Genomic DNA, 23473 nt, shown 5'->3' with positions numbered 1-23473 from the left:
GTCAATCAGTTTTTGGTTTGGGGATGGGCGGCCTGTACCCGGCAGCCTTGGCCCGTTCACTGGCAGCCTTGCGGCGCTCGGCGCTGTATGGCTCACGAACGGACACACATCGTTTGGGGACTGTAAAATTGTGCTTATCCTTTTTGCAGACCTGTTCCGGGTGCTTTTTGGAAAGGCGGGTCAGCTTCTCCATCAGTTTTCGGTCATGGGTATAAACTTCGGCGGTGTCCTCGGCCTGATTGTAGAGGAGAATGGTTTCCTGTTCATAAAGGGAGAGCTTCATTTTGCACCGCCTTTCTGCCGGTCAAATTCCAGCTTGAAGTTGGCGTACCGCCCATCGTCCTCCAGAACCACCGTGGCGTCATAGGTCTTGCCGGTCTTTTCGGAATAGCAGCCGGTGATCCTTGCGCGGCCATCCTTGAGCAGTGCCGTTACCAGCGCCTTGGTAGGCTGCTTTTTCTTCATGGCCCACCACTTGTTGTTCTTCCAGATGGCAAATTTGCAGGATTCTGTCTGGCAGAAGAACCCTTTTTGCAGTTCCGCCACATCACCGCCGCAGCGGGGGCATTTGCCCACCACTTCGCGTGGCGGCGTGAACAGGTACTCAGTCCCCTTGATGACCTGATAGGTTCCCACCAACTCCCGGAGCATGGCACAGATCCCACCCATGAAGTCCTCCGGGGACAGCTCGCCGCGCTCGATCTCGCTTAAACGGTGTTCCCATTCAGCGGTCAGCAGGGGCGATTGCAGCTGTTCCGGCAGCACGGTGATCAGGGACACCGCATCTTTGGATGGCATGAGCTGCACGGCTTTCTTACTCTTTTTGCGCTCCAAAAAGCCGGTGGACACCAGCTTTTCCAGAATCCCGGCGCGTGTGGCGGGAGTGCCAAGCCCTTTGCGCTCGGCATCGTCCGGCATTTCCTTTGAGCCGGCAGTTTCCATCGCAGAAAGCAGCGTATCCTCGGTGAAGTGTTTGGGCGGGCTGGTTTTGCCCTCCTTGACGGCAGCGCCGGAAAGGGGCAGCGTCTGACCCTCGGTTAATTCAGGCAGAGCCTTGTCCTCAGCTTCCGGCTCCGCATTTTTCAGCGCAGAACGGTAGGCAGTGTCCAGCGCCCGCCAGCCGGGGCGTTTCACCGTTTTGCCCTTGGCGGTAAACTCTGCACCGGCACACTCCACGGTGACAGCAGTTTCTGAGTAAGTATGCGGTTCCGCCACCGCGCACAGCAGGCGTTGTGCTACCAGCTCCAGCACCGCCTTTTCGCCAACCGGCAGGCCGGACAGGTCAGCGTTTTGGAGATTGCGGGTAGGGATCACTGCATGGTGGTCGGTCACTTTTTTGTCGTTGATGACCGCACCGGCATCACAGGAAATGGCGATCCCTTTGCGAAACGGCATGGCGTTGGCAACCAGATTGACCAGCACCGGCAATCCCTCCGCCATATCCGAAGTCAGATAGCGGCTGTCCGTGCGGGGATAGGTGCAGAGCTTCTTTTCGTACAGATTTTGGAGGTAGTCCAGGGTTTGCTGGGCCGTATATCCCAACAATCGGTTGGCATCCCGTTGGAGGGTAGTCAGGTCATAGAGGGCGGGCGGCTTTTCCAATTTGTCGCGGCATTCCACCTTTTTGACCGTCACATCCGCACTCTGGCAGGCGGCTTTCAACTGCTCGGCAGCAGCCTTGTCCGCCATGCGTTCCCCGGAAACGGAAAAACCGGGCAACTCCAGGACTACCGTGTAAAACGGAACCGGCTTGAAGGTGTCGATCTCGGCTTCCCGTTGGACGATGAGCGCCAATGTCGGGGACATGACGCGCCCAATATTCAAAGTGCGGTGGTACAGCACCGAAAACAGTCTTGTGGCGTTGATACCAACCAGCCAGTCCGCCTTGGCGCGGCAGAGAGCAGCTTGGCGCAGACCGTCATAATCGGCACCGGGGCGCAGGTTTGCAAAGCCCTCCCTTATGGCGGAGTCCTCCATCGAGGAAATCCACAGCCGCTTCATGGGTTTGCTGCATCCCGCCAGCTCATAGACGCTGCGGAAAATCAGTTCGCCCTCGCGTCCGGCATCACAGGCGTTTACCACCTCGGTCACATCCGGGGCGTTCATCAGCTGTTTCAGCACAGCAAACTGTTTCTTTTTGTCTTTACCCACCACCATCTGCCAGTGTTCCGGCAGGATGGGCAGATCGTCATAGCGCCACTTGGCATAGTCCGGGTTATATACATCGGCATCGGCCAGTCCAGCCAGATGACCCACACACCAGCTGACCCGCCAGCCGTTTCCCTCCAGATAGCCGTCCTTGCGGGCAGTCGCGCCGATCACGGCGGCCAGACTTTGGGCAACAGACGGCTTTTCAGCAATCACAAGTTTCATCATCTTCATCCTCCCATTCTTCCCGCACAGGCGTGTGCAGTTTTTTCTCAATGCTGTTTTCCTCATCCAGCAGCAGGTCATAGCCGAACCGATAGTCATAGCGGTACAGCTTTCCCAGCAAATCGTTGATAAGGATACGGCAGGCCAGAATGACACGGGTTTTGTCCACCTGCAACAATCGGTAGCGTTGATAATTGCTGTAATATTCCTCATGGCGGCGGGTACGGCGGACGGTTTCCTCAAACAAAATATCCACTGGGTCCTGACATCCATCCTCTTTTTCTCCCTCCATGCAGTTCAGAAGTTCCATCACCATAGGGAAGCTCCGTTCATCCATTGGGGCTTCTTCTGCCAGAAAGCCTACCAGTGCGGATAAGAGCAGGCGGGCGGCTGTCTGTTCCCGGTCTGTCAAAACTGCCATTGTCTGCGCAGCATCCGGCAGGAGCGTTTCTTCCACAAAATCCGCTACGTTGCCTGAATAAAGCTGACGAATGGAATCTATGGACAGGGGAACCGCTGCGGCATCCAGGGAGAAATCAAAAGGTTCCTCCCGTGTGGGCTTTTTCCGAAATTTGCTCCACACAGTTGAGAGAATGTCGCTGCCAAAATACACGGCGATCACCAGCAGGTCAAAAACCGCAAGCAGCTTGATAAATGTAATCAGAATACTCATTTTTTTCGTTTCCTTTCTTTGAGCCATCGTTCCATCTCACGATGGCAGACTCCCACGCAGGGCTGACCATAATTCCCACAGCCATAGCAGGGGTGGCTTTTGGGTAAAGAGAGAGGACGGGAAGTGTCCTTCCCGCCCTCCGGTCTGCGTGTCATCATGCGTTCATAGGGGCTGTCGGTGAACCGGGTCATAGGGTGTCATCCTCACTTTCTTCACCGCCGCCCCTGTCAGCGTCCAGCTCGCCCGATTCCTCGTCCTCCAGTTCAGTTTCTTCCTCATCCGGCAGTTCCTCGCCGTCCTCATAGTCATAATCGTCTGGATTGCTGTTGTTTTTATGGTTGGCTTTACCCTTAATAAATTTGAAGTAGGCAAAGGCAGCGCCGCCCATCACAGCCAGCACCAGCAGCAGGACAGCCGGATTTAACCCTGCGGGTTCTTTTTTCTCCGGTTCCGTGGGTTCCTTTGGCGGTTCCGGTTCCTTGCCGGTACAGCCAGTCATGTCCGTACTGCACACCTCGCATTTGGTGTTGACTGCACCGGCTTCACATTTTTCCGTGCAGTTGCAGACAGCGGGCACTTTCTCGGCGGATTGCCCGTCCTCCATCAGCGCCATCAGGTCGGCTTCATCCACCTGATTTAAGAAATGGACGGCGGTTTCCTTGTCCTCGTTGGCCCGGTCAATGAGGATGTAGAAATAATTGCCGGATTTTGTGGTGACGGTGATGAGCTGCTTGTTGCCGCCGAAATCATCCACCAGGGCAGCATTGCCCTCCGGGGTCAGGACAGGACTGTCCTCAGTTTCTTCCACCACATTGGTATCGTTGGTGGCATCCTCCGCCGGGGGCTGCTCCGGCCCTTGAGCAAAAGCGGTGACAGAAAAACCGCCCATCAGCACCAGTGCGGCGCAGAGGGCGGAAAGGGTCTTAAAAATTCTCTTATTCTTCATGGGCGGTGTCCTCCTGTTCTTCATGAGCATCCATACCGGGGAGTGTGCCGCCGGACAGCATGGCGCTTAACTGCTCCGGGGTCATACGCATAGCGCGCACCATCTGGACGATCTCCAGATTTTCCGCTTCGGTTTTCTGCGCTTCCAGCGCTTTCAGCTTTTCCTGATACTCTGCGATTTTCTCACGGGTTTTCGTAATTTCCCGGCCAATGCGTTCGATTTTCGTAGCCATAATCAATCACTCCTTATCAAAAGATTTGTCACCAGTTCATCAGGCCGTAGCCCTTGATGCACTCGTAGTTCACATCGTAGCTTCTGATTTTGCAGGCATCGCCGCTGTTTCCCTCTATGGTATAGACCCGGCTGCCGTCTGTGCCGATGACGATGCCCACATGGTCGGCGCTGCCGTCCATGTCCCAATCGAAAAAGATGGCATCGCCAGGGGCAAGGTTGTCATAGCCGCGCGCGCCCCATTGCCCATGTGACTGGAACCAGGGAACCCCCTGGGATTGGCAGCCTGCAAAGCGCGGTTCAGACAGACCCCTCTGGCCGTAGCACCAAGACACAAAGCAGGCGCACCATTCCACACGGGAATTGAAGCCGTACCAGCTCCAGTAGGGCTGCCCGCCCACATTTCCCACCTGACGTTTGGCCAGTTCCACCAGCTCCGGGTTGCCGGGGCGTGTGCCGTTTACAAACTCCACACCGTCCAAACTCTCGGATTCACTGGTATTTGTGGAGCCGCCGCCGAAGATCAGCGGCTTGTTGCCCAGCGTCTGCCGGTACACCTGATACATTTCCAGCTGGTCCGGGGTCAAAAGCTCTGTGGCAAGAGAGGAAATGGGGCGGCTCTCCAGCTTGACATGAAGAATCCGGTATTCGTATTCGTGGGTGTCGCCATCCTCGTCCGTATAGGTGCGAATCTGGATTTCCTCGGTGAGCGTCAGGGTATATTGGGCGGAAAACACGCGCTCCAGTTCGCCCTGGGCGCTGGACTGAGTGTACCCCTGCAAGACGGCGGAGAGAAACGCCGCCAGCTCATGGGGGTCATGCCCGATCATATCCAGGTCATAACGGTATTCGTCATATCCCGGATGGCTGCTTTCGATGTTGTCGATCTCGGCTTGCAGCGCCGTTTCTCTGGCGGCGTAATCGGCCTCCACCGCCAGCATTTCCGGGTCATCCGATGGATAAGTGGTGCCGGAGAGAACGGAACCGATGCTCTGCGCCATCATGGAGCAGGAGGACATGGTGTTGAGCAACAGGCAGATGAGAAGAAAAATAGCACCTACAAGCAAAAATCCTTTTTTATGGCGCATAATAAATGCTCCGGCCTGCTGTGCCTTTTCCTTGACCGTCTTGGCAGCCTTGCCGGTCTTTTTTGCGGTGTTGGCGGTGTTTCCGGCGCGCTTGGCGGCGGCGTATTCCTTTTTGATGGCCTGTTTCTGCTGCCAGCGTGAAAACGGATTGCTGGTAAGCTGGGGATTTTCCCGCAGGGACTTTTGATACAGGGCATTTACATTGGCCTTTTCCAGCTTTTGCTCCGCCTGTGCCGCCTTGCGGTATGGCTTCAGCTTGTGGCTGCGGTAGCCTTCCCGGACCAGCCTAACGCCGGTCTCTGCGCTTTCCTCAGACTTGTGGGCGCTCTCCACGCCCACATTGTCCTGTTCCGTTTCACGGATTTCCTTGTGGAGTTTCCCCAGCGCCGCATCTCCCGGAGCATCCCGGACCGCATGGGACAGCTTGGAGGGCGGTTTTTTCTTGTCCTCCAGCACCAGTTTGGTGGTCACTTTGCCGGTCTTAGGGTCCACCGTCTTTTGCCGCACCTGCTTTTTTGGGATTTTCGCCTGCGCCCTGTCTGCTTTGGCGGCGGCCCGGTCTGCCTTGCGGATGGGCTTTTCCAGCGCCGGGTCAGCGCGTTCCTCGTCTGTAAAGTGCAGGCGCGGTTCCTTACGCATACCAGCCACCCGCCATCAGGTCATCCAGCAGCACACAGGTTTCCGCATATACCGGAATCTGAATGGTTTCTGCCGGAAAGACCGTTGTGGACAGGAAAAGCGCCATCAGGGTTCCTCTTGCCATGTCCCGATCCTGAATCGGGCTGCCCATAAACAGCTTGGGAACATCCGGTATGCCCTCTGTCCAGATATGGTGAATCCGGGTAAATCCGGCATAGCCCTTGGGCGTGAGATTTTTTGCTGCCTTTTCCTGCTCATAGCAGTAATGGACGGCAGCGCGAAGCAGTTCTACCATCTGCTCACAGCCGCTGACAGCGGCCAGAAGCAGACCTGCGCCTTTTTCAATTTCTTTCTTTGTCATGCTGTTCATCCTCCTTTTTTAAGTCCAACGGTTTCGTGGTCATAATGCGGTACAGTTCCGTATTCTTGGGGAAATGGTCCACGAAAGGCAGGATGGTGGAGCCGTAGAACAGCAGTCCTTCACCCTCGCCGGAGTGGGTCACATAGGAAAGCTGGTGCGGGGAAATGCCCAGCTGTTTGGCAAGAATCTGCCGGTCTCCGCCCGCCTGGTTGAGCATATATACGAAGTCGGAGTTTTCAAAGATGTTCTCCACCTCGCGGCTGCTCAAAAGGTCTTTGACGTTCTGCGTGATACCGGTCGGGATGCCGCCCCATTTACGGAATCGCTTCCAGATCTCCACCGTATAAGCGGCGGTCTGTTCCTCTTTCAGCAGCAGGTGCATCTCGTCGATGTAGTAACGGGTGGACTTGTGGGCGGCACGGTTGATGGTAACGCGGTTCCACACCTGATCTTGTACCACCAGCATCCCGATTTTCTTCAGCTGCTTGCCCAGTTCCTTGATGTCATAGCAGACGATACGGTTGTTGATGTCCACATTGGTCCGGTGGTTGAACACATTGAGGGAGCCGGTCACATAGATTTCCAGCGCTGTGGCGATGTACTGTGCCTCTTTTTCCTCCTGCGCCCGCAAGAGATTATACAAATCCTCCAGTATGGGCATATTCTCCGGGCGCGGGTCATTCAGGTAAGTCTGATAGACCAGCCGCACACAACGGTCGATGATGGTTTTCTGTACTGGCTGCAAGCCCTCCTTGCCGCCCACGATCAGCTCGCACAAGCTGAGAATGAAGTCGGACTTGAGGGACAGTGGACTTTCATCATCCGAGTAGTCCAGATTCAGGTCCATCGGGTTGATATAGTTGGTAGAGGTGGGCGAAATTTTGATGACCTGCCCATGCAGACGCTCCACCAGCGGGGCATATTCCGCTTCCGGGTCCAGAATTTCCACCTCATCGGAAGTCAGCAGGAAGCAGTTGGCGATCTCACGCTTGGCGCTGAAAGATTTACCGGAACCCGGTGTGCCGAGAATCAGGCCATTGGGGTTTTTCAGCAGCTTGCGGTCCACCATGATAAGGTTGTTGGACAGGGCATTGATGCCATAGTACAGAGCTTCTTTGCCGTTCTGGAATAATTCCTGGGTGGTGAACGGCACAAAGATTGCCGTGGAACTGGTGGTCAGCCCCCGCTGAATCTCAATCTGGTTGATACCCAGGGGCAGGCAACTCATCAGCCCTTCCTCCTGCTGGAAGTCCAGCCTTGTCAGCTGGCAGTTGTATTTCTGCGCGATGGAGCTGGCTTGGAACACATTGTTGTCCAGCTGGCGGGGATTGTCTGCCGTGTTCAGCACCAGGAAGGTCACAAGGAACATACGCTCGTTGCGGCTCTGCAAATCCTGCAAGAGCTTTTTGGCCTCAACACCATAAGTGGCAAGGTCGGAAGGGATGATGTCCATGTCATATCCTGCTCTGACCGCCTTTTTCTGTTCCTCGATTTTGGATTTATCCAGATCGGTGATTTTCCGCTTCACCGTCTTGATGGCCTTGATCTGATCCACCGACTGAATGTGCATACTCACAATGAGCGAGCTTTCCATATCCAGAAAATCAGCCAGCATCCGGTCATTCAACTCCGGCGCTAAAATCTGCAAAAAAGAAACCGCCCCGTATTTCTTGCCCATACGGAACTGCTTGCCGGTGCGGAACTCAAAGGAGCTGGGGGCGATAAAGTCCTTGGTGGACAGACCGCTGGTGGAGAGCCAGTCCCACTCAAACCGGAACGGCAGCTGCTCATCCATGTGGAAGATACCATGCAGCTGGGCAAGCCGCGCCTTTCCATCCAGCGTTTCCGCCGCTACGCCCAGCCGCTTGAAGTTATTGAGAATGTCGGTCTCAATGCGCTCCAAACGGGGCTTGGCCGCCTTGATGCTGTCCGCGTCAATGCCAAAGGTGAGATACTTGGTTTTGATTAGGCCGTTGTTGCCCTTTGCCAGCTGGTTTTGCAGCATGGTGGTGTACTCCACCCGGATACTGTCAAAATCATCCCTTTGAAGGGGGATGTTGATGGCGCGGGCAAAGGTTTCCTCCGATGCTGCAAGGTTCAAAAAAGACAGCTCAAACTGAATCGAGCTGTCGAAGTAGTTGAGAAAATCGCACCAGCCCTCGAAGATCGCGGTTTTATCCTCGTTCTGTGAAAGCTGATAATTGATGTCCTGAAATTGAATGGTTTTTGTGTAGTGACCGTCTGATACCCGGCAGATACCGTCCGGCCACATCCGTTCATAAGAGATGCTGTCCTGCGCGGATTTTTCCTTTTTGTCCGTGCGGTTGGCGCGGGCAATGGCAGCTTCAATCTGCTTTCTGTCGGCGCGGGACAGCTTTTTCTTTGTTTTGACCGGCTGCACAGCTTTTTCCTCGTTTTTTCCGAACAGCTGGTGCAGCCAGTTTTTGATTGCCGTAAACAATGTGTGACACCTCCTCGTCGAGATTTGCCTGCCGCTGCAACACGGCATAGAAGTTATTGGTGCGGTAGGGGCGCTGCCTGGGGCGGATCACCGTGACGCGAATGATATTGCCCACAATCTTTTCCAACGGCTGGCCATGCTTTTCGTACATCGCCAGCAGGAAGAAGGGCAGCATAACCAGCATCATACACATGGCAGCCACGCTGTTTCCCGCAGGCCCCCGGAGCAAAAAGAAAAGCGGTACGCCGATCAGCGCCCCGCCGCCGAAGCAGACCATCTGCCTCTTGGTTAAGTTGAACGCGACCTTGGTTTTGACTTTCGTAAGGTCCTTGGGTACGGGTACATAAGCCAATGTGGAAACCTCCTTCCGTTTTAGTGCGCCTGAAAGACTGATTTTGCGAGACTGCCGGTTTTGAACAGCGTAAAGCACAGCAGCACGGTGTAGCCCACGCAGCTCCAGATCGCCATGATGATGTCATCTTCCAGAGCGATGTTCTGCACCAGCACAGCATAAATTGCCACGCAGACGATGATGAGAAACGCCTGAAAGCCCAGCGCCAGCAGGGAGCGCAGATAGTTCTGGCCCATGCCGCCCCATTCCTTGCCCATCATGGCAGCCATAGGGATGGGCGCAACGGATGTCACAAGGTAAATTTCAATCATACGGCCATAAATCACGATGAAGATGCAGATATACAGCGCCCACATGGTAACGCCGATAAACATACTCTGGAACCAAAGCCCGAACAGCGGACCCAAATCCATTTCCATCAGCCGGGGTTCCATGTCCGTAAGGACAGAGGAAATATCAATGGCGGTATCCGAAGAAATGATGCCGGATGCCTGTGCCACCACACTCTGCGCCATATCGAACACGCCCATGACGATATTCCATGTATTCGTGACAAGGAGTATGGCTGTGGCTGACTTGAACACCCATTTGAAAATCATCCAGGTGTCCACATCATGCAGGTTGTTTTTGTCGGTAATCATCTGGATCAGTTCCAGCGTCATTACAATCGCCAGAATCACACCGGCGATGGGAACCATGATGGAGTTGGACAGATTCTCAATCATACTGAAAATGCCGCCGTTCCAGCCCTGCGGCGTTTGCCCAACCTGTACGGATATATCTCCGACCTGCTGGTTTACAGAATCGAACATCCCGGACAGGTTGCCCATAATGCCGCCTACCAGCATTTCTTTCAGCCAATTTGTCAGGGCTTCAAGTAAGAAATCCATACGGTGTCAACCTCCTTTCCGCCGCCCCCGCAAAACTGCGGGAACGGCAAGGATTTCATACGGAGACGCTTAGACAGAGAAAAGCCCGGAGAGCAGAGGTACAAGGACCATACCAACAACAGCTACACCAGCACCGGCCATGAGCTGCTTCATGCCCTGTGATTTTGCACCAGGGTTGTCGTTTCCGTAACCTTCCAGCAGGTTGATGACGCCCCAGATACCAAGACCGGCACCGAGCGCGATAACGAGGGTCTGAAGAACGGTGATTGCCTGTTCAAAAAATGCCATATAGTTTGTTAGCCGGAATCTGATTAAAAAATAGGTTTGTCATGTTTCATAGGCATACAAAAGCCGGAACAATCTGCCACCCGGTTTCCGGGGGCATGATTCCGGCTGTCCTCCTTTTTCATTATTTTTTCTTGCGATTGTCCGCTTTGTACGCCAATGGCCCCAAAAGGGCAGTTGCGGCGAATAGATAAGATCACTCCCTTCTAAAGCGGAACGAAATTAAGCGCCCTGAGTATCTACTTCGTACACGTCGCAGACCTCATTGGGCTTGAGTTTCAGCCGGGTGGACAGGAACGCTTCAATGTCAAAAGTGTTCTTGTCGCTTGCGTCGGCTGTGTATTTGAAATTGGGGTGCTTGGTAATGTCGTACTTATCCGAAAGGAAAGGCCGCACACCGCGCAGCTGAAGGATGCACTTGCCGCCGTCCATAACGGCCAGTTCATCCTGGCTCATCAGCTCTTTGCCGAGCTTTTGGTAGTTGAGAGAGTGGGAGATTTCCCGCCCACGGTTCTCGCCGGTGTTGTAGGTGTCGATGGTTTCCTTGCCCAGCACGGCAGCCAGCTCTTTGAGGGTAGTCGGCTCTTTACCGCCCAGGAAAATGGAGGTATCCATATTGCCGATGATGGTATCGGCATTGTCCTTGTAGATGGCTTTCAGTTGGCTTTGCGCCTGCAAGACCAGACAGGCGGAGATCTCACGGCTTCGGATGGTAGCCACCAGCTTTTCCAGTTTGGGAATCTGGCCGATGTTGGCGCACTCGTCGATAAGGCAGCGCACATGGATCGGTAGCCGCCCGCCGTACACATCGTCGGCTTTTTCGCAGAGCAGGTTGAATAACTGGGTGTAGCACATGGAAATGAGAAAGTTAAAACTGTCATCCGTATCGCTCATAATAAGGAACAGGGCAGTTTTCCGATCTCCCAGCGTATCCAGCTCCAGCTCATCGTAGGAAGTGACCTCCCTCAGCTCCGCAATATCGAACACAGCAAGGCGCGCACCGCAGCTAATCAGTATGCTTTTAGCTGTTTTGCCGGCGGCCTGCTTGTATTTTTTATATTGGCGGACGGCAAAATGATTAGGCTTTTCTGCTTCCAGTGCATCAAACATCAGGTCCACCGGGTTCTTGAACTCCTCGTCGTCCTCCCGGACTTCCATGGCGTTGATGAACTCAATGAGGGTGGAGAAGTTCTGTTCCTCCACCGGAGCCTCATAATGGATATACCCGATGAGGGCGCAGTACAAAAGCATTTCCGCCTTGACCCAGAAATCATCTCCAGCCTTGCCTTCTCCCTTGGTATTCGCTATTAAAGTCGTAACCAGCTTCAAAATGTCCTTTTCGCTGTGCAGATAGGCAAAAGGATTGTAGTGCATGGACTTTTTGAAGTTGATGGTATTGAGAACCTTAATACGATAAGGCTCATAGACCACTTTGCCATTTTTGTCCTTTACGGTCTCATAGACCGGATTGCCATGCCGGTCCTTTACCGGCTGATGATCCTTGCCCAGCTTGGGACGCATTTTCGGTGTACCGCGCTGGAGCATTTTGCCGCACTCCACCAAAATCGTACCTTTGGGGTCTGTCACCACATAGGAACTGTGCATCTGCATCAGGTTCGGCTTTAGCCAGAACCGGGTCTTACCGGAACCGGAGCCGCCGATGACCAGCACATTTTTGTTTCTGGCAGTCTTGGGGTCTTTCGGGCGGCTGTTCATGGTCAGGCTCTCGGTTTTCGTCAGAATCACATTGTTCTGGAATACCGGGTCCACATAAGGGGCAATGTCCTCGTGGGTTCCCCATCGGGCAGAACCATACTCCATGCCGTGGCGGTATTTCTTTGCATTTTTGCTTTTCAGATACACCGCCAGCCGCAGACCAGCGCCACAGCACAGGCCCACCAGTAAATCCAGCGGGTGCAGGCTGGGCCACCAGCTTGCCAGCGCCACCGGCAGCGTGGAGAAGAAGGAGAGCATTTTTGCTGAAGCGTCCGCGCCCTGTGCCATGCGCCATGCCTCCCCGAAGTTGGTGGCAAACAAGCCCATCAGGAGATACGGCAGGTTCAAAATCAGGAGCTTTTTGATGTCAAGCTGCTTTTTCATCGTTCCAGCTCCTTTCGCTTGGTGCGGTCCACCACGGCATTTTTGACCAGCTCTTTGAACTGGTTCAGCTTTGCCAGCACAGACGGACGCTCTGTTTTCTCTGCTTTTTTGACCTTTTTGCCGGTGTACTCGGTAAAGGCTGCTGTCAGCGCATCCGCATCACGACCTTTGAAAAAGATCAGGTACTTGGGTGGGGAGCTGCTGCGGTCTTTCTTCACTGCATAATCCACACCGTATTTCCGGGCGATCTTCTCAAACTCCTTGATGGAGGGATCGGTGATCTCGATATTGGAAACGCCCTGGTTCTGACCAATGAGCTGCTTGACCGTCTGCTTACCCTGGGGCTTCACAGGCGCGTCCCGGCTTCTCTGCTTATTCAGCTTCTTTTCCTTGCGATGGGCAAGGTATTTACAAATGGCAGCCTTAAACAGCCGCCCGGTGAACTTTGTGCCGTTGACTACCAGCGTCAAAGTCCTGTTTTCTACTTCTTCCTGCATGGGGTAACGCCTCCTTTCCACGAATTTTGCAGGGATGGTTCAAAAACTAAGGCGGGACCACCAACCGCCGCAGAAGATAGTTGGTCATCAGATCATCAGCAGGATACTGTCCCGCAGTTCAGCAAAATACAGTTTTCCCTGGGGCGTCACCAGCGTGTAGGAGCCGATATGCCCGTGGTTGCAGTAGTCTTTGACGCAAAACAGGCCGTCGTTGGAGGGCTTTGCGTAGGGCAGTACATTCCCGGATGCCGTGCGGTATACAAACCGCTGTTTCAGCAGAAACCGGACAAAGCGACGCTCCGGCACAACCAGCTCCTTGGCGGTGGTACGGAGGTTGGTGCTGTGCTTGAGGTCGATGAACAGGTCGTAAAAGGCGGCCTTGCCCTCCAACATGGCATTTTCCTCCCGCAGCGCCGCATTTTTCTCGCGCTCGGCCAGCAGGTCGGAACAGAGCTTCATCATGGCCTCCGGGGAAGTCGCCATCTCCCACAGCTTTTCCCTGGTGATGTAGGCCCCATGCTTTCGGATGGTGGGCAGCACCTCATCGAATACCCAGCGTTCAAACCGTTCCGCAGAGGGCAGCTTGCTGTGAGCAATCAGGCGGTACAGATTTCCCTCCGAGATAAACCGGGTTTGCTGGGTTCTGCCCACATTGTCGATGAGTGGGTAAAACGCCCACCCATCGGATGTGCAGTGCGTTTTCAATGCTTTGGCGGAATCTTTGTAGCCGAGTGCAGCTGTAACATCCAAACCGCAGAACAGATACTTGCCGTTCTCCTCGATGACGCGGATGTTGCCAAACTCCGGGTTTTTGAAAATTTCCATCTGGCTCATGTCGTAACCTCCTGTAAAAGTCGTTATAGGGCCTTGGAATAAAAAAAGCGGCCTTACCAGCCGCCTGCGTTCATATCGTGATTGACTTGTGACGTGTAGTGATTGCTCATGGTGGTGGGCGCATTGAACAGCACTGTCAGCAGGTACTGCTTCATGTTGCGGACCTCGGTGGTATTTTTCTGCAAGCTGTCCATGACAAACCGGATATGTTCGCTGTCCAGCTTCAAAAACCGGGAGCGCACCACCTCATGGGGGAAGTCGCTGCCTGCAATCCGGGTGGTTTTGCGTCTGGCACAGACGGTTTCCACCATCAGCTCCACGATCTCATCCAAATCCTCCCGATAGGTAGCAAACTCCCTGCACAGGTAGTCATACTCGATGTTCTCTAAAATCAATTCCCGATAATTTTCTATCTCGGAGACAGACATCGCATCCCTTCCTTTCCGTTCCGGCGGTCTTGCCGCCGCTGTTTCCCGGAAGGGAATGGAATCGGTACTTGATCCATGAGTAATTGATTTTTGAGTATTTGATTTCTCTATATTTAATTCTGCGGGCTTTTCCGTATCCGGTTTCTCCATATCCGGGTTTCCCGTATCTGGTGAAGCCGTATCCGGCTGGGGCGTATCCGGGTTCTTCGGCTGTGGTTGCTCGTAGATAACATACTCGGTATCACTGATCCGCCCCTGCTTGTCTCGCAGCTGATGGCGGACAATGTACCCGGCAGTTTCCAGCTCCCGCAGCGCGCCGCCGATAGCGTCCACGCCCTCTTTGCAGATGGCGGCAAGCCCTCTGGTGGTATAGTTCCAGTCCTCCGGTAAGGACAGCATCATGGAAAGCAGCCCCTTGGCTTTCAGGGACAGTTTCCCGTTGCGTAAATGGTGATTGCTCATCACGGTATAATCTCTGGTTCGTTCAATGCGAAATACGGCCATTGACCTCACTCCTTCCAAATTTCTCAGGGTATGAAAAAAGCCACAATCCTGTAAAAAGAATTGTGGCAGTCAGCTGTTTTGTTCACTTTTTTTGCGCCGGTAGGGGCGCTTGGGAATGGGCGGTTTGTCTAACAGGTCATTTCCCTGAGAGAATGGCAGAGTTTGCAGAACACAGTCAATCTCGCCGGATTCCATATCATGCTGGGAATGGCAATCCTCCCGGATTGCTTCCCGGATTTCCTTTACAGTACACATTTCAATCCTTTCCTTTCGCAGTAATGATTTGTTTATGAGTGGCGGCGGCGCTTGTCCGGCTTAAAATCGAGGATATGTCCCTCAATCACACGGGCATACCGCTTGATTTTGATTTCCCGATGCTGCTGGCTCAGGAGGGCGGCCTGATAGCCGTCCTCGGTCAAAAACAGCCGCATTTCATCACCGGGACTGCCATAGGCACAGGAACGCAGGACAGAAAATTCAATCATCCGGCGGGTGTTGTCCTGAAAACGCTCCACGGCAAGAATGTTATGTCCTTTCAGCTCACGGGCTGAAATATCCCTCATAGGCGGCTCCTTTCTCAGCGTTCATGTTGCTGTTGGCGTTTTTTCTGCCACTGTTCCAGCAGCTTGATAATGGTTTCCTGCATCCGCTGGGGCGTGTAGCTCTTGGGAAAATACTTCCGCAGGATGTCCGAGGTGAATGTCACCTTGTCCAGATCGCTTTTCTTTTCCTCTCCCATAATGGCCCGCATCACATCAATGGATAAATGCCCCTCCTGGCTGAACTTCTTGAGCCGCTGGGCTTGAGAAAGAGAAGGGGTAGCCTGTTCGCTGTCCATCGCGTCCAAAAGCTGGGTCTGTTCCTCTTTTTTCAGGAACGACAGCTCGTAGGCCGGATTGAGAGCGATTTTTCGTTCATCCACCATATCCAGCAGTTCGGGAATCAGTTCGGTCAGGCGGATGTAGCGGGAAATCTGGTTGCGGCTTTGGCCGACCTGTTCTGCCAAAATTTCTCTGGATTCCTTTCCATCGAAATTCCGCCCAAGTTGGGCGGAATTTTTAGAAGGTCTCCCAGCCTGCCGTTTCATAGCCTCCAGCTTCATCTTGTAGGCAAAGGCCCTTTCGCTGGGAAGCAGGCTTTCGCGCTGCAAGTTGCTATCCACCATAATGATGGTGGCAGCGTCATCGTCCAACTCCCGGACAATGACCGGCATGGTTTCTTTCTCAGCCAGTTCACTGGCCCTGTGCCGTCTGTGTCCGGCTACCAGTTCATAGCCGCCCTCCGGGTCAGGTCGTGCAATCGCCGGAACCAGCACACCATACTGCCGGATACTGTCCGCAGTTTCCATCATGGATTCATCATCCTTGACTTTGAACGGATGGTTCTTAAAAGGGTGCAGCTCAGACAAGGGAATTTCCAGCACCCGTTCCCGCTGTGCATCGGCACGGCTTTCCTCGGTGGAAAACAGGTCATCTACCGATGCCAGCTCTACTTTTTTCGCGCTGCTTTTCAAGTTTTGTCACCTCCTGCGTCAGATTTTTGTAGCTTTCAGCCACCTTGCCGCCGGGGTCATGGGCGAAAATGCTCTTGCCCTCGGCGCTGGTCTCCTTTGCTCGGACAGAATGGGGAATCTCGGTGCTGAACACCTTGATTTTGCTGCCGTAGGTTTCCCGCAGCAGGGCGGCAATCTCTTTGGCAAAGTTGGTGCGGTTATCCACCATCGTCAGCAGGATACCGTCAATCTGGAGCTTAGGGTTGATCTGCCGCTTCACCTTATTTACTGTTTGGAGCAGTTGTTCCAAACCCTTGGCGGGCAGATACTCCGCCTGAACGGGGATTATGACCCTGTTGGCGGCTGCCAGGGCATTGACCGTGAGCATACCCAGGGAGGGCTGACAATCAATCAGGATATGGGAATACTGTCCCTTGAGCGTGTCCAGATACTGCCGCAGGATAGTCTCTCGGCTCATGGCGTTCACCAGAGAAACCTCCATGCCGGAGAGCTGAATGTCCGCAGGCATCAGGTCAACACCCTCCGGGTGGTGCAGGATGCCCTCGCCGGGTTTGAGTGGTTCATCCATCAGAATACGGCCCATCGCGTCGGACAGGGTAAAGGGCAGCTTGTCCGGCTGAGGGTGGCCCAGGCTGATGGTCAGGCTGCCTTGCGGGTCTCCGTCGATCAGCAGGACTTTCTTTCCGGCCTGCGCCAGCCCGATTCCCAAGTTGGCACAGGTCGTTGTCTTGCCCACACCGCCTTTCTGGTTGGCAATGGCGATAATTTGTGTGTTCATAACAATCACCTCGTTTCTGAAATGAAAAAAGGGAGAATGTGACGTAAATCAACATTCTCCCTGAGAAACGATATGCGATTGTATTGCTGCTTGTCTTATTTGTGTTCAGCTTTCAGGGAGCCATCCCGCCGCAAACCCGCATGAATACTGGATTTCTGCTTGTTTGCCTTTCCCTTTCCCGAATAACCTCTGTTCAACGAGTGGTTTGTGCGGGACACCAGCCGGAAAATTCGGGCGGTGCAGCGGGCCAAGGCCCAGCGCGGAGAGCGACTGGGGACACGGGCGCCCTACGGCTACCGAAAAGACGAGAACGTCAAGGGCAAACTCATCGTGGATGAGGAGGCTGCCGCTGTGGTGCGGCGTATCTTCGCCCTCTGCGCTGCAGGGAACGGCCCCAGCCAGATTGCCCGCCTCCTGCGGCAGGAAAAGGTACTGTGTCCTGCCATGTACGCCTACGAGCGGTTTGGCAGCAGGCACATGGGCCTCTCACTGGACAAGCCCTACAACTGGGAAAAAAGCACCGTCGCACATATGTTGGAGAGTGAGTTGTACATTGGCAACACCCTCAACATGAAGTACAGCACAAAATCCTACAAGGACAAGCGTAAAATAGAGCATCCGCGGGAGGAATGCATGGTTATTGAGGGCAGCCATGAGCCCATCATTGACCGGGAGACGTGGGATATCGTCCAGCGGGTACGGCAAAACAGGAGGCGTCCCACAAAGATAGAGGAACTCAACAAGTATTCCGGCCTCGTCATCTGTGCCGACTGCGGCTCCACCATGGTCCTGCACCGTGCCCACACCATGTCCGCCTCCTACAACCACTTTACCTGCCGTACCTATAAGAAAGCCGGGACTGATGCCTGCACGGCCCACTACATCCGGGAATGCATCCTGGACGAGATTGTGCTGGAAGATATCCGCAGGGTGACGGCCATGGCGCGGAAGCATACGCAGGAGTTCGCCGCCTATATCTGTGACCGGCAGTCTGCTGAACTACGGCGGGAGATCCACAGGCTGGAGTTGGAACTCTCAGGGATGAAAAAGCGCGAGGCGGAACTGGATGCCATCTTCAAGCGGCTGTATGAGGACTCGGTGTTGGGGCGCATCACCATGGAGCAGTTCCAGACACTCTCCGCCAGTTATGTGGCGGAGAGGGAACGGTTGAAAACCTCTATCCCGCAAAAGGAGCGGGAGGTCGCCAAACTAAAGGCCACGGTTTCTGGCGCAGATAACTTCATCGCCAAGGCAAAACGCTACACCGACATCCGGGAACTGACGCCGGAGCTGCTGCGGCTGTTCATTGAGAAAATCGTGGTGCATGAGAAGGACGTGAAGTGGTCCAAACACGCCAGCCAAACGGTGGAAATCCACTACACGGATATTGGCGCGGTTGGAAACATGGATATCTCGAAAAGTGCGTAAAAGAACAGGCAGGTGCTGCCGATGCATCACCTGCCTATCCTTAGATTTTGTAGTTGTCCTTGTGAGGACACGCCTAATGGATGTCCTCCTTACCGCTCCTTATAGTGCCACGCAGAAAGCGCTCTTCGACCGGCTTTCGGAGATTATTGTCTCCAATCTGGCGGATGTGGGGGTGAAGTGCACTATTGATGACCAGCACCAGTCCGATACGGATACCTACCGTTCCTTTATCTACAGCGGCGAGTATGAAATTACACTGGGCAGCACTTCGTCTGGTGTGGCGGCCTATGAGACCGTATTTTACTACTATGTGGACAAGGGGTATGGAAACGCCTGGGGTACCTACAGCGAACCGGAGTTTGTGCAGACCTATCTAGACATGATGAACTCGCCTGATTATGAGACCTACAACGAACGGGTGAAGGCACTGCAAGAAATGGCGGCGGAGAATGTCATTGGAATGCCGCTAGCGTGGGACAAGTGCTATTTCCCCTATCGCACCGACCGGTTTGAGGGCTGGGTTAACTATCCGGGCTGGGGCGCCATCAATAACAGCACCTGGTACACCTTGCGGCCCATTGACTGACGAAGAAAGGACGGTAGATAGTAATGAAGAAGCGGCTTTTGGCGCTGCTTCTGGCGGGCGCCATGGCTCTGAGCGCCGCCGGCTGCGGAGCCTCCACCGAAGAAAAACCGGCCCCTGAGACCAATCCCACCCAGACCCAGGCGGCCTCCGATGTGGTGGAGGAGCTGAAAATCGGCATCTGCAAGGAGGTCACGCCCAGAAGCCTGGCGTCAGAGAGCGGTTCGTTCGGCCGGATGAACTACAATGCCTTCTGCGCCGGAACCTGGCTGACCCGGGATGAAAACAACGAGATACAGCCAAACCTAATGACCTCCTGGGAGATACTGGACGGCGGAAACATCATCCGCGCCACCTTTGCCACTGACCAGGGCATCACCTGGCACGACGGCGAACCGTTCACCATCGACGACGTTATCTTCACGGTGGAGCTGATGAACGATGAGCTCAACTCGGGCTATCTCTCCAAGATCACTTCCGTGGAGAAGATTGACGAAACCACTGTGGATTTCCATGTGGCAGACGGGGCAGCGTATTTCACCCTGGGAAACTCCGCTGTCTTCGTACGCACGTATCCCAAACATATCTGGGAGAATATCGAGGATCCCGCCAGCTACACCGGCGAGGATGCGACCATCGGCTGCGGCCCCTATAAGCTGGTAAATGTGGACGAGGATGCCCAGACCATGCACTATGAGGCGGTGGGGGAGACTTATATGGACCGGGAACTCACAGTCCGCAGCGTGACGGTCCGCAGCTACGACACGCAGGATGCGCTGGTTATGGCCCTGCGCAACGGGGAGATCGACGCCATGTATGACTACTCCAATCCTATTCCGCCCACCATGCTGCCGTCTATCACTGGCGTGGAGGGAGTCGATCCCGGCAAGGGAATGAACATGGGACTCTTTGAGATCCTGTTCGGCTTCAACAAGCAGCCCACCGACAATTTGGAGTTCCGCCGGGCCGTGCGCTATGCGTTGAACTATGAGCTGCTGGCCACCACCATCGGCGGAGAGGACGGCCAGATCCCCAGCGAAGGTATCATTTCCCCGGCGGGCATTGCCTACGACGACAGCCTGCCCCAGCTGGCCCAGGATCAGGAACAGGCCAAGGCCATCCTGGAGGCCGCCGGTTATGTGGACGTAGACGGCGACGGCTGGCGGGAGATGCCGGACGGAAGCCCCATGGACGTGCTGGTTACCCCGCAGTACAATGCCACCAAGGCCGCGCTCTACCAGCGTATCGCGGAGATCATCGTGACCAACCTGGGTGAGGTGGGTGTCAAGTGTACGCTGGATGAGGAGAGCATCCGAAATTCCGACCATGAGCAGCAGATCCGAAACGACGGAGCGTATGAGATCTACATCTGCTATGCTACCCAGGGCGTGTCCTTTTACAAGACACCCTTCCTGTATATGTTTGACGACGATCTAAGCATGTGGGGTACCTGCGACCTGGAGAGCTTTGACACCGCCTACAACAACATGCTCAACGCCCAGGGGCCGGAGGACTACGCTGAGTATGTCAAGGAACTCCAGCACATCGCCTCGGAGGAAGTCATCGGCATCGCCCTGTGCTGGGACACCGCCTACTATCCCTACCGCACCGATAAGTACGAGGGCTGGATCAATTACCCCGGCTGGGGTGTGATCAACTGCGAGACCTGGTACAATCTCAGGCCCATTTCCTGACGGCCTTCTCAGCGCGGGGGCACCAAATGTGCCCCCGCGTGTCTATAACTGAAAAGGAGGGGCGATCCCTTGCGATTTTCTTTCCTTGGCAAACGGCTGCTGGAGGCCGTGTTCATCGTCTTTTGTATCATCACGATCAATTTTGTTCTGGTCCGCTTTATGCCGGGGGATCCGGTGGTCCATATCATCGGGGAGGACGAGTATCTGCGCCTGGAAGCCGAGGCGCCGGAGGTCATTGAGGAGGTCCGGCGGGAGTACGGGCTGGACAAGCCTATCCCGGTTCAATATGTGACCTACCTCAATAAGACTCTCCGCCTGGACTTCGGCAATTCCTACCGCACCAAACTGCCTGTGCTGGAGACCGTGGCCTTTCGGATGCGCTGGACACTGCTGCTCACGATCCCGGCCATCGTGCTCTCCGCGCTGGCGGGCGGCACGCTCGGACTGCGGGCCGGCTGGAAAAAGGGGGGGCATCTGGACACCATCATCTCTCCCATCATGCTCTTCCTCAACACAATCCCGACCAACTGTATGGCGATCCTCGTCCTGATGACCTTCGCCTTCCAACTGGGCCTTTTTCCTATCAGCGGTATCACTTCCGGCGGACTCTCTGGACTGACGAAGGCCCTAGATATCCTGTGGCATATGACTCTGCCCTTGATGATCTTGGTGGTTCTCCGCACTTCCTCCTACTATATGCTCATGAAGAGTACGGTACAGAGCATCCGGGACGAGGAATATATCACGGTGGCCAGGAGCAAGGGTTTCACCCAGGGCCAGGTTCTCCGGCGGCATGTGCTGAAAAATGCCCTCTGTCCTTATCTCACCTCCGTCTGTATGCAGTTCGGCCATATCCTGGGAGGCTCTATGCTGGTAGAGGTCGTTTTTTCCTGGAAGGGCATGGGGACATTGATCTACGACTCGGTCAATACCAAGGACTTCCCTATGCTCCAGACGTGCTTCCTGTTCATCGGCATTTGTGTCGTACTCTTCAATCTGCTGGCTGATATCCTCAATATGTGCATCGACCCCAGGATCCGGGAGGAGGGACACCATGCTTAAAAAGTGCAACGGCCGGGTGATCGCGGGAGTGGTCATTCTGGGCATGGTGCTGCTGGTGGCCATACTGGCCCCTGTTTTGGCACCCCACGACCCCTACGAGCTGGGGATCCCCTACCTTCGGCCCTCGGCAGAGCATCCCCTGGGCACCAATGACATTGGTCAGGACATTCTCAGCGAGCTTATTTACGGTACCCGCATTTCCTTGCTGATTGGTGTAGTCTCCGCTTTAGCGGTAACAATTGTGGGCACAGCCTTGGGTATCCTTTCAGGGTATCTGGGTGGATTGGTAGATCGGGTCATCATGCAAGCCACAAATGTGGCGATGGCGCTGCCCTCGCTGCCCCTGACAATTATCCTTGTGGCTTTCCTGGATGCCAGTGTATGGAACATCATTCTTGCAATCTGTATCACCGCTTGGACCTCTACGGCGCGCATTATCCGCAGCCGGGTACAGCAACTCAAGATCCTGCCTTTTATTCAGATCGAGCGCACTATGGGAGCCGGTGGGTTCTATATTATGGCGAGGCATCTTCTGCCCAATCTTGGAGAGATCGTCTTTATTCGGGCTGTTTTATCTGTGGGTAGCGCTATGCTGACAGAGGCCAGCCTCAGTTTTCTGGGCTTGGGTGTGATCGGGCAGAAGAGTTGGGGCGGCATCCTGCACTATGCCTTTTTCCGCAATGGGATCATCAACGGGGCCTACTGGTGGTACGTGCCCCCCATTCTCTGTATATCCGTCTCCGTGCTTGGGTTTATGCTGTTAAGCTATTACGGCGAGGGCCCCGTACGTATAAGAGGCAGAAAGGAGGAAGTTAATGCTGGAAATTGAGGGAGTCTCCATCCGCTTCGGAGACAACCCTGAGGCGGTGAGTGATACGACATTTACGGTATATGACGGCGATCGTCTGGCAGTGGTGGGGGAAACGGGGAGCGGAAAGAGCGTCCTGCTGCTTGCCGCACTGGGGTTGCTGCCCACCTCAGCACGGATCACCGGTTCTATCCGACTCAACGGCCGGGAACTGCTGGGCTGCCGGGAGCAGGAACTCAACCGAATCCGCGGGAAGGAGATCGCCTATATCCCCCAAGGCAGCGGAAATGGGCTCAACCCCCTTTTTACTGTGGGGCATCAGCTTTGCGAAACTATCCGCAAGCACCAACGCTGTACCCGGAGGGAGGCGCTGATTCAGGCTGCCATGTTGCTGGAATCTTTTGGACTGGAACAAAGTGAGGCCCTGTGCCGCAGCTATCCCTTCCAACTCTCTGGCGGTATGCGCCAGCGGGTGCTGATCGCCATGGGCATAGCTGCTGGGGCGGGACTTGTTTTGGCAGATGAGCCTACCAAAGGCCTGGATCGCCACCGCATCGCTCTGGTAGAGGATGCCTTTCAGAGATTGGGAGAGCGCACGCTGCTCTGTGTCACTCATGATCTCCACTTCGCACAGACTATTTCGTCCCGTGTGGTAGTCATGTATGCCTCCCAACAGATTGAGAGCGGTGACAGTACTTCTTTCTTTGGCGAACCTCTACACCCGTATTCTAGAGCTATGCTGGACGCTCTTCCAGAGAATGGTCTACAGGCAAATATGGGGTTTGCACCACCCAGGAAGGATACCATTGCCCAGAGTGCATGCCATTTTTATGACCGTTGCGTATGGAGAACGGAGCAGTGTAGAAAGGCACCGCCACTGATTGAAGTGGATGAGCGGGCTGTGAGGTGTTGGAAGTATGCTCATTGAGGCGATAAAGGTATCCA

The 23473-nt window shown here is 54.6% G+C and carries 25 protein-coding genes; 6 read left to right on the top strand and 19 right to left on the bottom strand.

What is annotated here, in order from left to right:
- Window position 1: 1 nt before the first annotated feature.
- The 19 genes from ACTNBK_RS06080 to ACTNBK_RS05990 all read right to left on the bottom strand — a co-directional run bounded on the left by ACTNBK_RS06080 (window position 2) and on the right by ACTNBK_RS05990 (window position 16953).
- Complete coding sequence (locus ACTNBK_RS06080) at window positions 2–283, bottom strand: immunoglobulin (RefSeq protein ID WP_270487280.1); 282 nt, start codon at window positions 281–283, stop codon at window positions 2–4.
- Window positions 280–2382: a DNA topoisomerase 3 gene (locus ACTNBK_RS06075; RefSeq protein WP_441144498.1), complete on the bottom strand. Its 2103-nt coding sequence runs from the start codon at window positions 2380–2382 to the stop codon at window positions 280–282. The genes ACTNBK_RS06080 and ACTNBK_RS06075 overlap by 4 nt, the downstream gene beginning before the upstream one ends.
- Window positions 2354–3046 carry a conjugal transfer protein TraG gene (locus tag ACTNBK_RS06070; RefSeq protein ID WP_441144497.1) on the bottom strand — a complete coding sequence of 231 codons (693 nt, stop codon included), beginning with the start codon at window positions 3044–3046 and terminating at the stop codon, window positions 2354–2356. Before ACTNBK_RS06070 ends, ACTNBK_RS06075 begins: the two co-directional genes overlap by 29 nt.
- Window positions 3043–3237, bottom strand: coding sequence for a hypothetical protein (locus ACTNBK_RS06065; RefSeq protein ID WP_025579406.1), 195 nt, complete (start codon window positions 3235–3237; stop codon window positions 3043–3045). Before ACTNBK_RS06065 ends, ACTNBK_RS06070 begins: the two co-directional genes overlap by 4 nt.
- The gene (locus ACTNBK_RS06060; RefSeq protein ID WP_441144496.1) at window positions 3234–3992 is read right to left on the bottom strand and encodes a DUF4366 domain-containing protein; all 759 of its coding nucleotides are present in this window, start codon (window positions 3990–3992) and stop codon (window positions 3234–3236) included. The genes ACTNBK_RS06065 and ACTNBK_RS06060 overlap by 4 nt, the downstream gene beginning before the upstream one ends.
- The gene (locus ACTNBK_RS06055; RefSeq protein WP_270587633.1) at window positions 3982–4227 is read right to left on the bottom strand and encodes a DUF4315 family protein; all 246 of its coding nucleotides are present in this window, start codon (window positions 4225–4227) and stop codon (window positions 3982–3984) included. The genes ACTNBK_RS06060 and ACTNBK_RS06055 overlap by 11 nt, the downstream gene beginning before the upstream one ends.
- 25 nt (window positions 4228–4252) lie before the next feature.
- Entirely contained in the window at window positions 4253–5950 is a 1698-nt protein-coding gene (locus tag ACTNBK_RS06050) for a CHAP domain-containing protein (protein WP_441144495.1), read from the bottom strand.
- Complete coding sequence (locus tag ACTNBK_RS06045; protein WP_441144494.1) at window positions 5943–6311, bottom strand: hypothetical protein; 369 nt, start codon at window positions 6309–6311, stop codon at window positions 5943–5945. The genes ACTNBK_RS06050 and ACTNBK_RS06045 overlap by 8 nt, the downstream gene beginning before the upstream one ends.
- Window positions 6292–8712, bottom strand: coding sequence for a VirB4-like conjugal transfer ATPase, CD1110 family (locus tag ACTNBK_RS06040; RefSeq protein WP_441144492.1), 2421 nt, complete (start codon window positions 8710–8712; stop codon window positions 6292–6294). Before ACTNBK_RS06040 ends, ACTNBK_RS06045 begins: the two co-directional genes overlap by 20 nt.
- Window positions 8657–9124 carry a PrgI family protein gene (locus ACTNBK_RS06035; RefSeq protein WP_154473817.1) on the bottom strand — a complete coding sequence of 156 codons (468 nt, stop codon included), beginning with the start codon at window positions 9122–9124 and terminating at the stop codon, window positions 8657–8659. Before ACTNBK_RS06035 ends, ACTNBK_RS06040 begins: the two co-directional genes overlap by 56 nt.
- A 20-nt stretch (window positions 9125–9144) precedes the next feature.
- Window positions 9145–10014: a VirB6/TrbL-like conjugal transfer protein, CD1112 family gene (locus ACTNBK_RS06030; RefSeq protein ID WP_154473816.1), complete on the bottom strand. Its 870-nt coding sequence runs from the start codon at window positions 10012–10014 to the stop codon at window positions 9145–9147.
- A 69-nt stretch (window positions 10015–10083) separates the two neighbouring features.
- Window positions 10084–10302, bottom strand: coding sequence for a Maff2 family mobile element protein (locus ACTNBK_RS06025; RefSeq protein ID WP_003525154.1), 219 nt, complete (start codon window positions 10300–10302; stop codon window positions 10084–10086).
- A gap of 219 nt (window positions 10303–10521) precedes the next feature.
- Window positions 10522–12399 (bottom strand): VirD4-like conjugal transfer protein, CD1115 family, encoded by a 1878-nt coding sequence (locus ACTNBK_RS06020; protein WP_441144487.1) that lies wholly within the window; start codon window positions 12397–12399, stop codon window positions 10522–10524.
- A complete protein-coding gene (locus tag ACTNBK_RS06015) occupies window positions 12396–12896 on the bottom strand; it encodes a PcfB family protein (protein WP_154474034.1) in 501 nt (166 codons plus the stop codon). The genes ACTNBK_RS06020 and ACTNBK_RS06015 overlap by 4 nt, the downstream gene beginning before the upstream one ends.
- An 87-nt stretch (window positions 12897–12983) precedes the next feature.
- Window positions 12984–13730 carry a BRO family protein gene (locus ACTNBK_RS06010; RefSeq protein WP_441144485.1) on the bottom strand — a complete coding sequence of 249 codons (747 nt, stop codon included), beginning with the start codon at window positions 13728–13730 and terminating at the stop codon, window positions 12984–12986.
- Between the two features lie 53 nt (window positions 13731–13783).
- Entirely contained in the window at window positions 13784–14662 is an 879-nt protein-coding gene (locus ACTNBK_RS06005; RefSeq protein ID WP_441144483.1) for a DUF6017 domain-containing protein, read from the bottom strand.
- Between the two features lie 287 nt (window positions 14663–14949).
- Complete coding sequence (locus tag ACTNBK_RS06000; protein ID WP_002586530.1) at window positions 14950–15225, bottom strand: DUF5720 family protein; 276 nt, start codon at window positions 15223–15225, stop codon at window positions 14950–14952.
- 14 nt (window positions 15226–15239) lie between these two features.
- The gene (locus tag ACTNBK_RS05995) at window positions 15240–16175 is read right to left on the bottom strand and encodes a ParB/RepB/Spo0J family partition protein (protein WP_154474030.1); all 936 of its coding nucleotides are present in this window, start codon (window positions 16173–16175) and stop codon (window positions 15240–15242) included.
- On the bottom strand, window positions 16132–16953 hold the full coding sequence (locus ACTNBK_RS05990; RefSeq protein ID WP_441144481.1) for a ParA family protein: 822 nt from the start codon (window positions 16951–16953) through the stop codon (window positions 16132–16134). Before ACTNBK_RS05990 ends, ACTNBK_RS05995 begins: the two co-directional genes overlap by 44 nt.
- A 207-nt stretch (window positions 16954–17160) precedes the next feature.
- Here ACTNBK_RS05990 and ACTNBK_RS05985 point away from each other — a divergent pair, with 207 nt between their 5' ends.
- From ACTNBK_RS05985 to ACTNBK_RS05960, 6 genes are all read left to right on the top strand, one after another.
- Window positions 17161–18381, top strand: a complete 1221-nt coding sequence (locus ACTNBK_RS05985) for a DUF4368 domain-containing protein (protein WP_441144479.1) — start codon at window positions 17161–17163, stop codon at window positions 18379–18381.
- Window positions 18382–18457: 76 nt separating this feature from the next.
- Window positions 18458–18967 (top strand): hypothetical protein, encoded by a 510-nt coding sequence (locus ACTNBK_RS05980; protein WP_441144477.1) that lies wholly within the window; start codon window positions 18458–18460, stop codon window positions 18965–18967.
- A 23-nt stretch (window positions 18968–18990) separates the two neighbouring features.
- Window positions 18991–20658 carry an ABC transporter substrate-binding protein gene (locus ACTNBK_RS05975; protein ID WP_441144476.1) on the top strand — a complete coding sequence of 556 codons (1668 nt, stop codon included), beginning with the start codon at window positions 18991–18993 and terminating at the stop codon, window positions 20656–20658.
- Window positions 20659–20727: 69 nt separating this feature from the next.
- Window positions 20728–21720, top strand: a complete 993-nt coding sequence (locus ACTNBK_RS05970; RefSeq protein WP_441144474.1) for an ABC transporter permease — start codon at window positions 20728–20730, stop codon at window positions 21718–21720.
- Entirely contained in the window at window positions 21713–22549 is an 837-nt protein-coding gene (locus ACTNBK_RS05965) for an ABC transporter permease (RefSeq protein WP_441144472.1), read from the top strand. Before ACTNBK_RS05970 ends, ACTNBK_RS05965 begins: the two co-directional genes overlap by 8 nt.
- Entirely contained in the window at window positions 22536–23456 is a 921-nt protein-coding gene (locus ACTNBK_RS05960) for an ABC transporter ATP-binding protein (protein ID WP_441144470.1), read from the top strand. Before ACTNBK_RS05965 ends, ACTNBK_RS05960 begins: the two co-directional genes overlap by 14 nt.
- Window positions 23457–23473: the final 17 nt, after the last annotated feature.

It is taken from the genome of Intestinimonas sp. HCP28S3_D6, assembly GCF_052065695.1.
Taxonomy (GTDB): Bacteria; Bacillota; Clostridia; order Oscillospirales; family Oscillospiraceae; genus Intestinimonas.
This window is presented reverse-complemented; position numbering and strand designations above follow the sequence as displayed.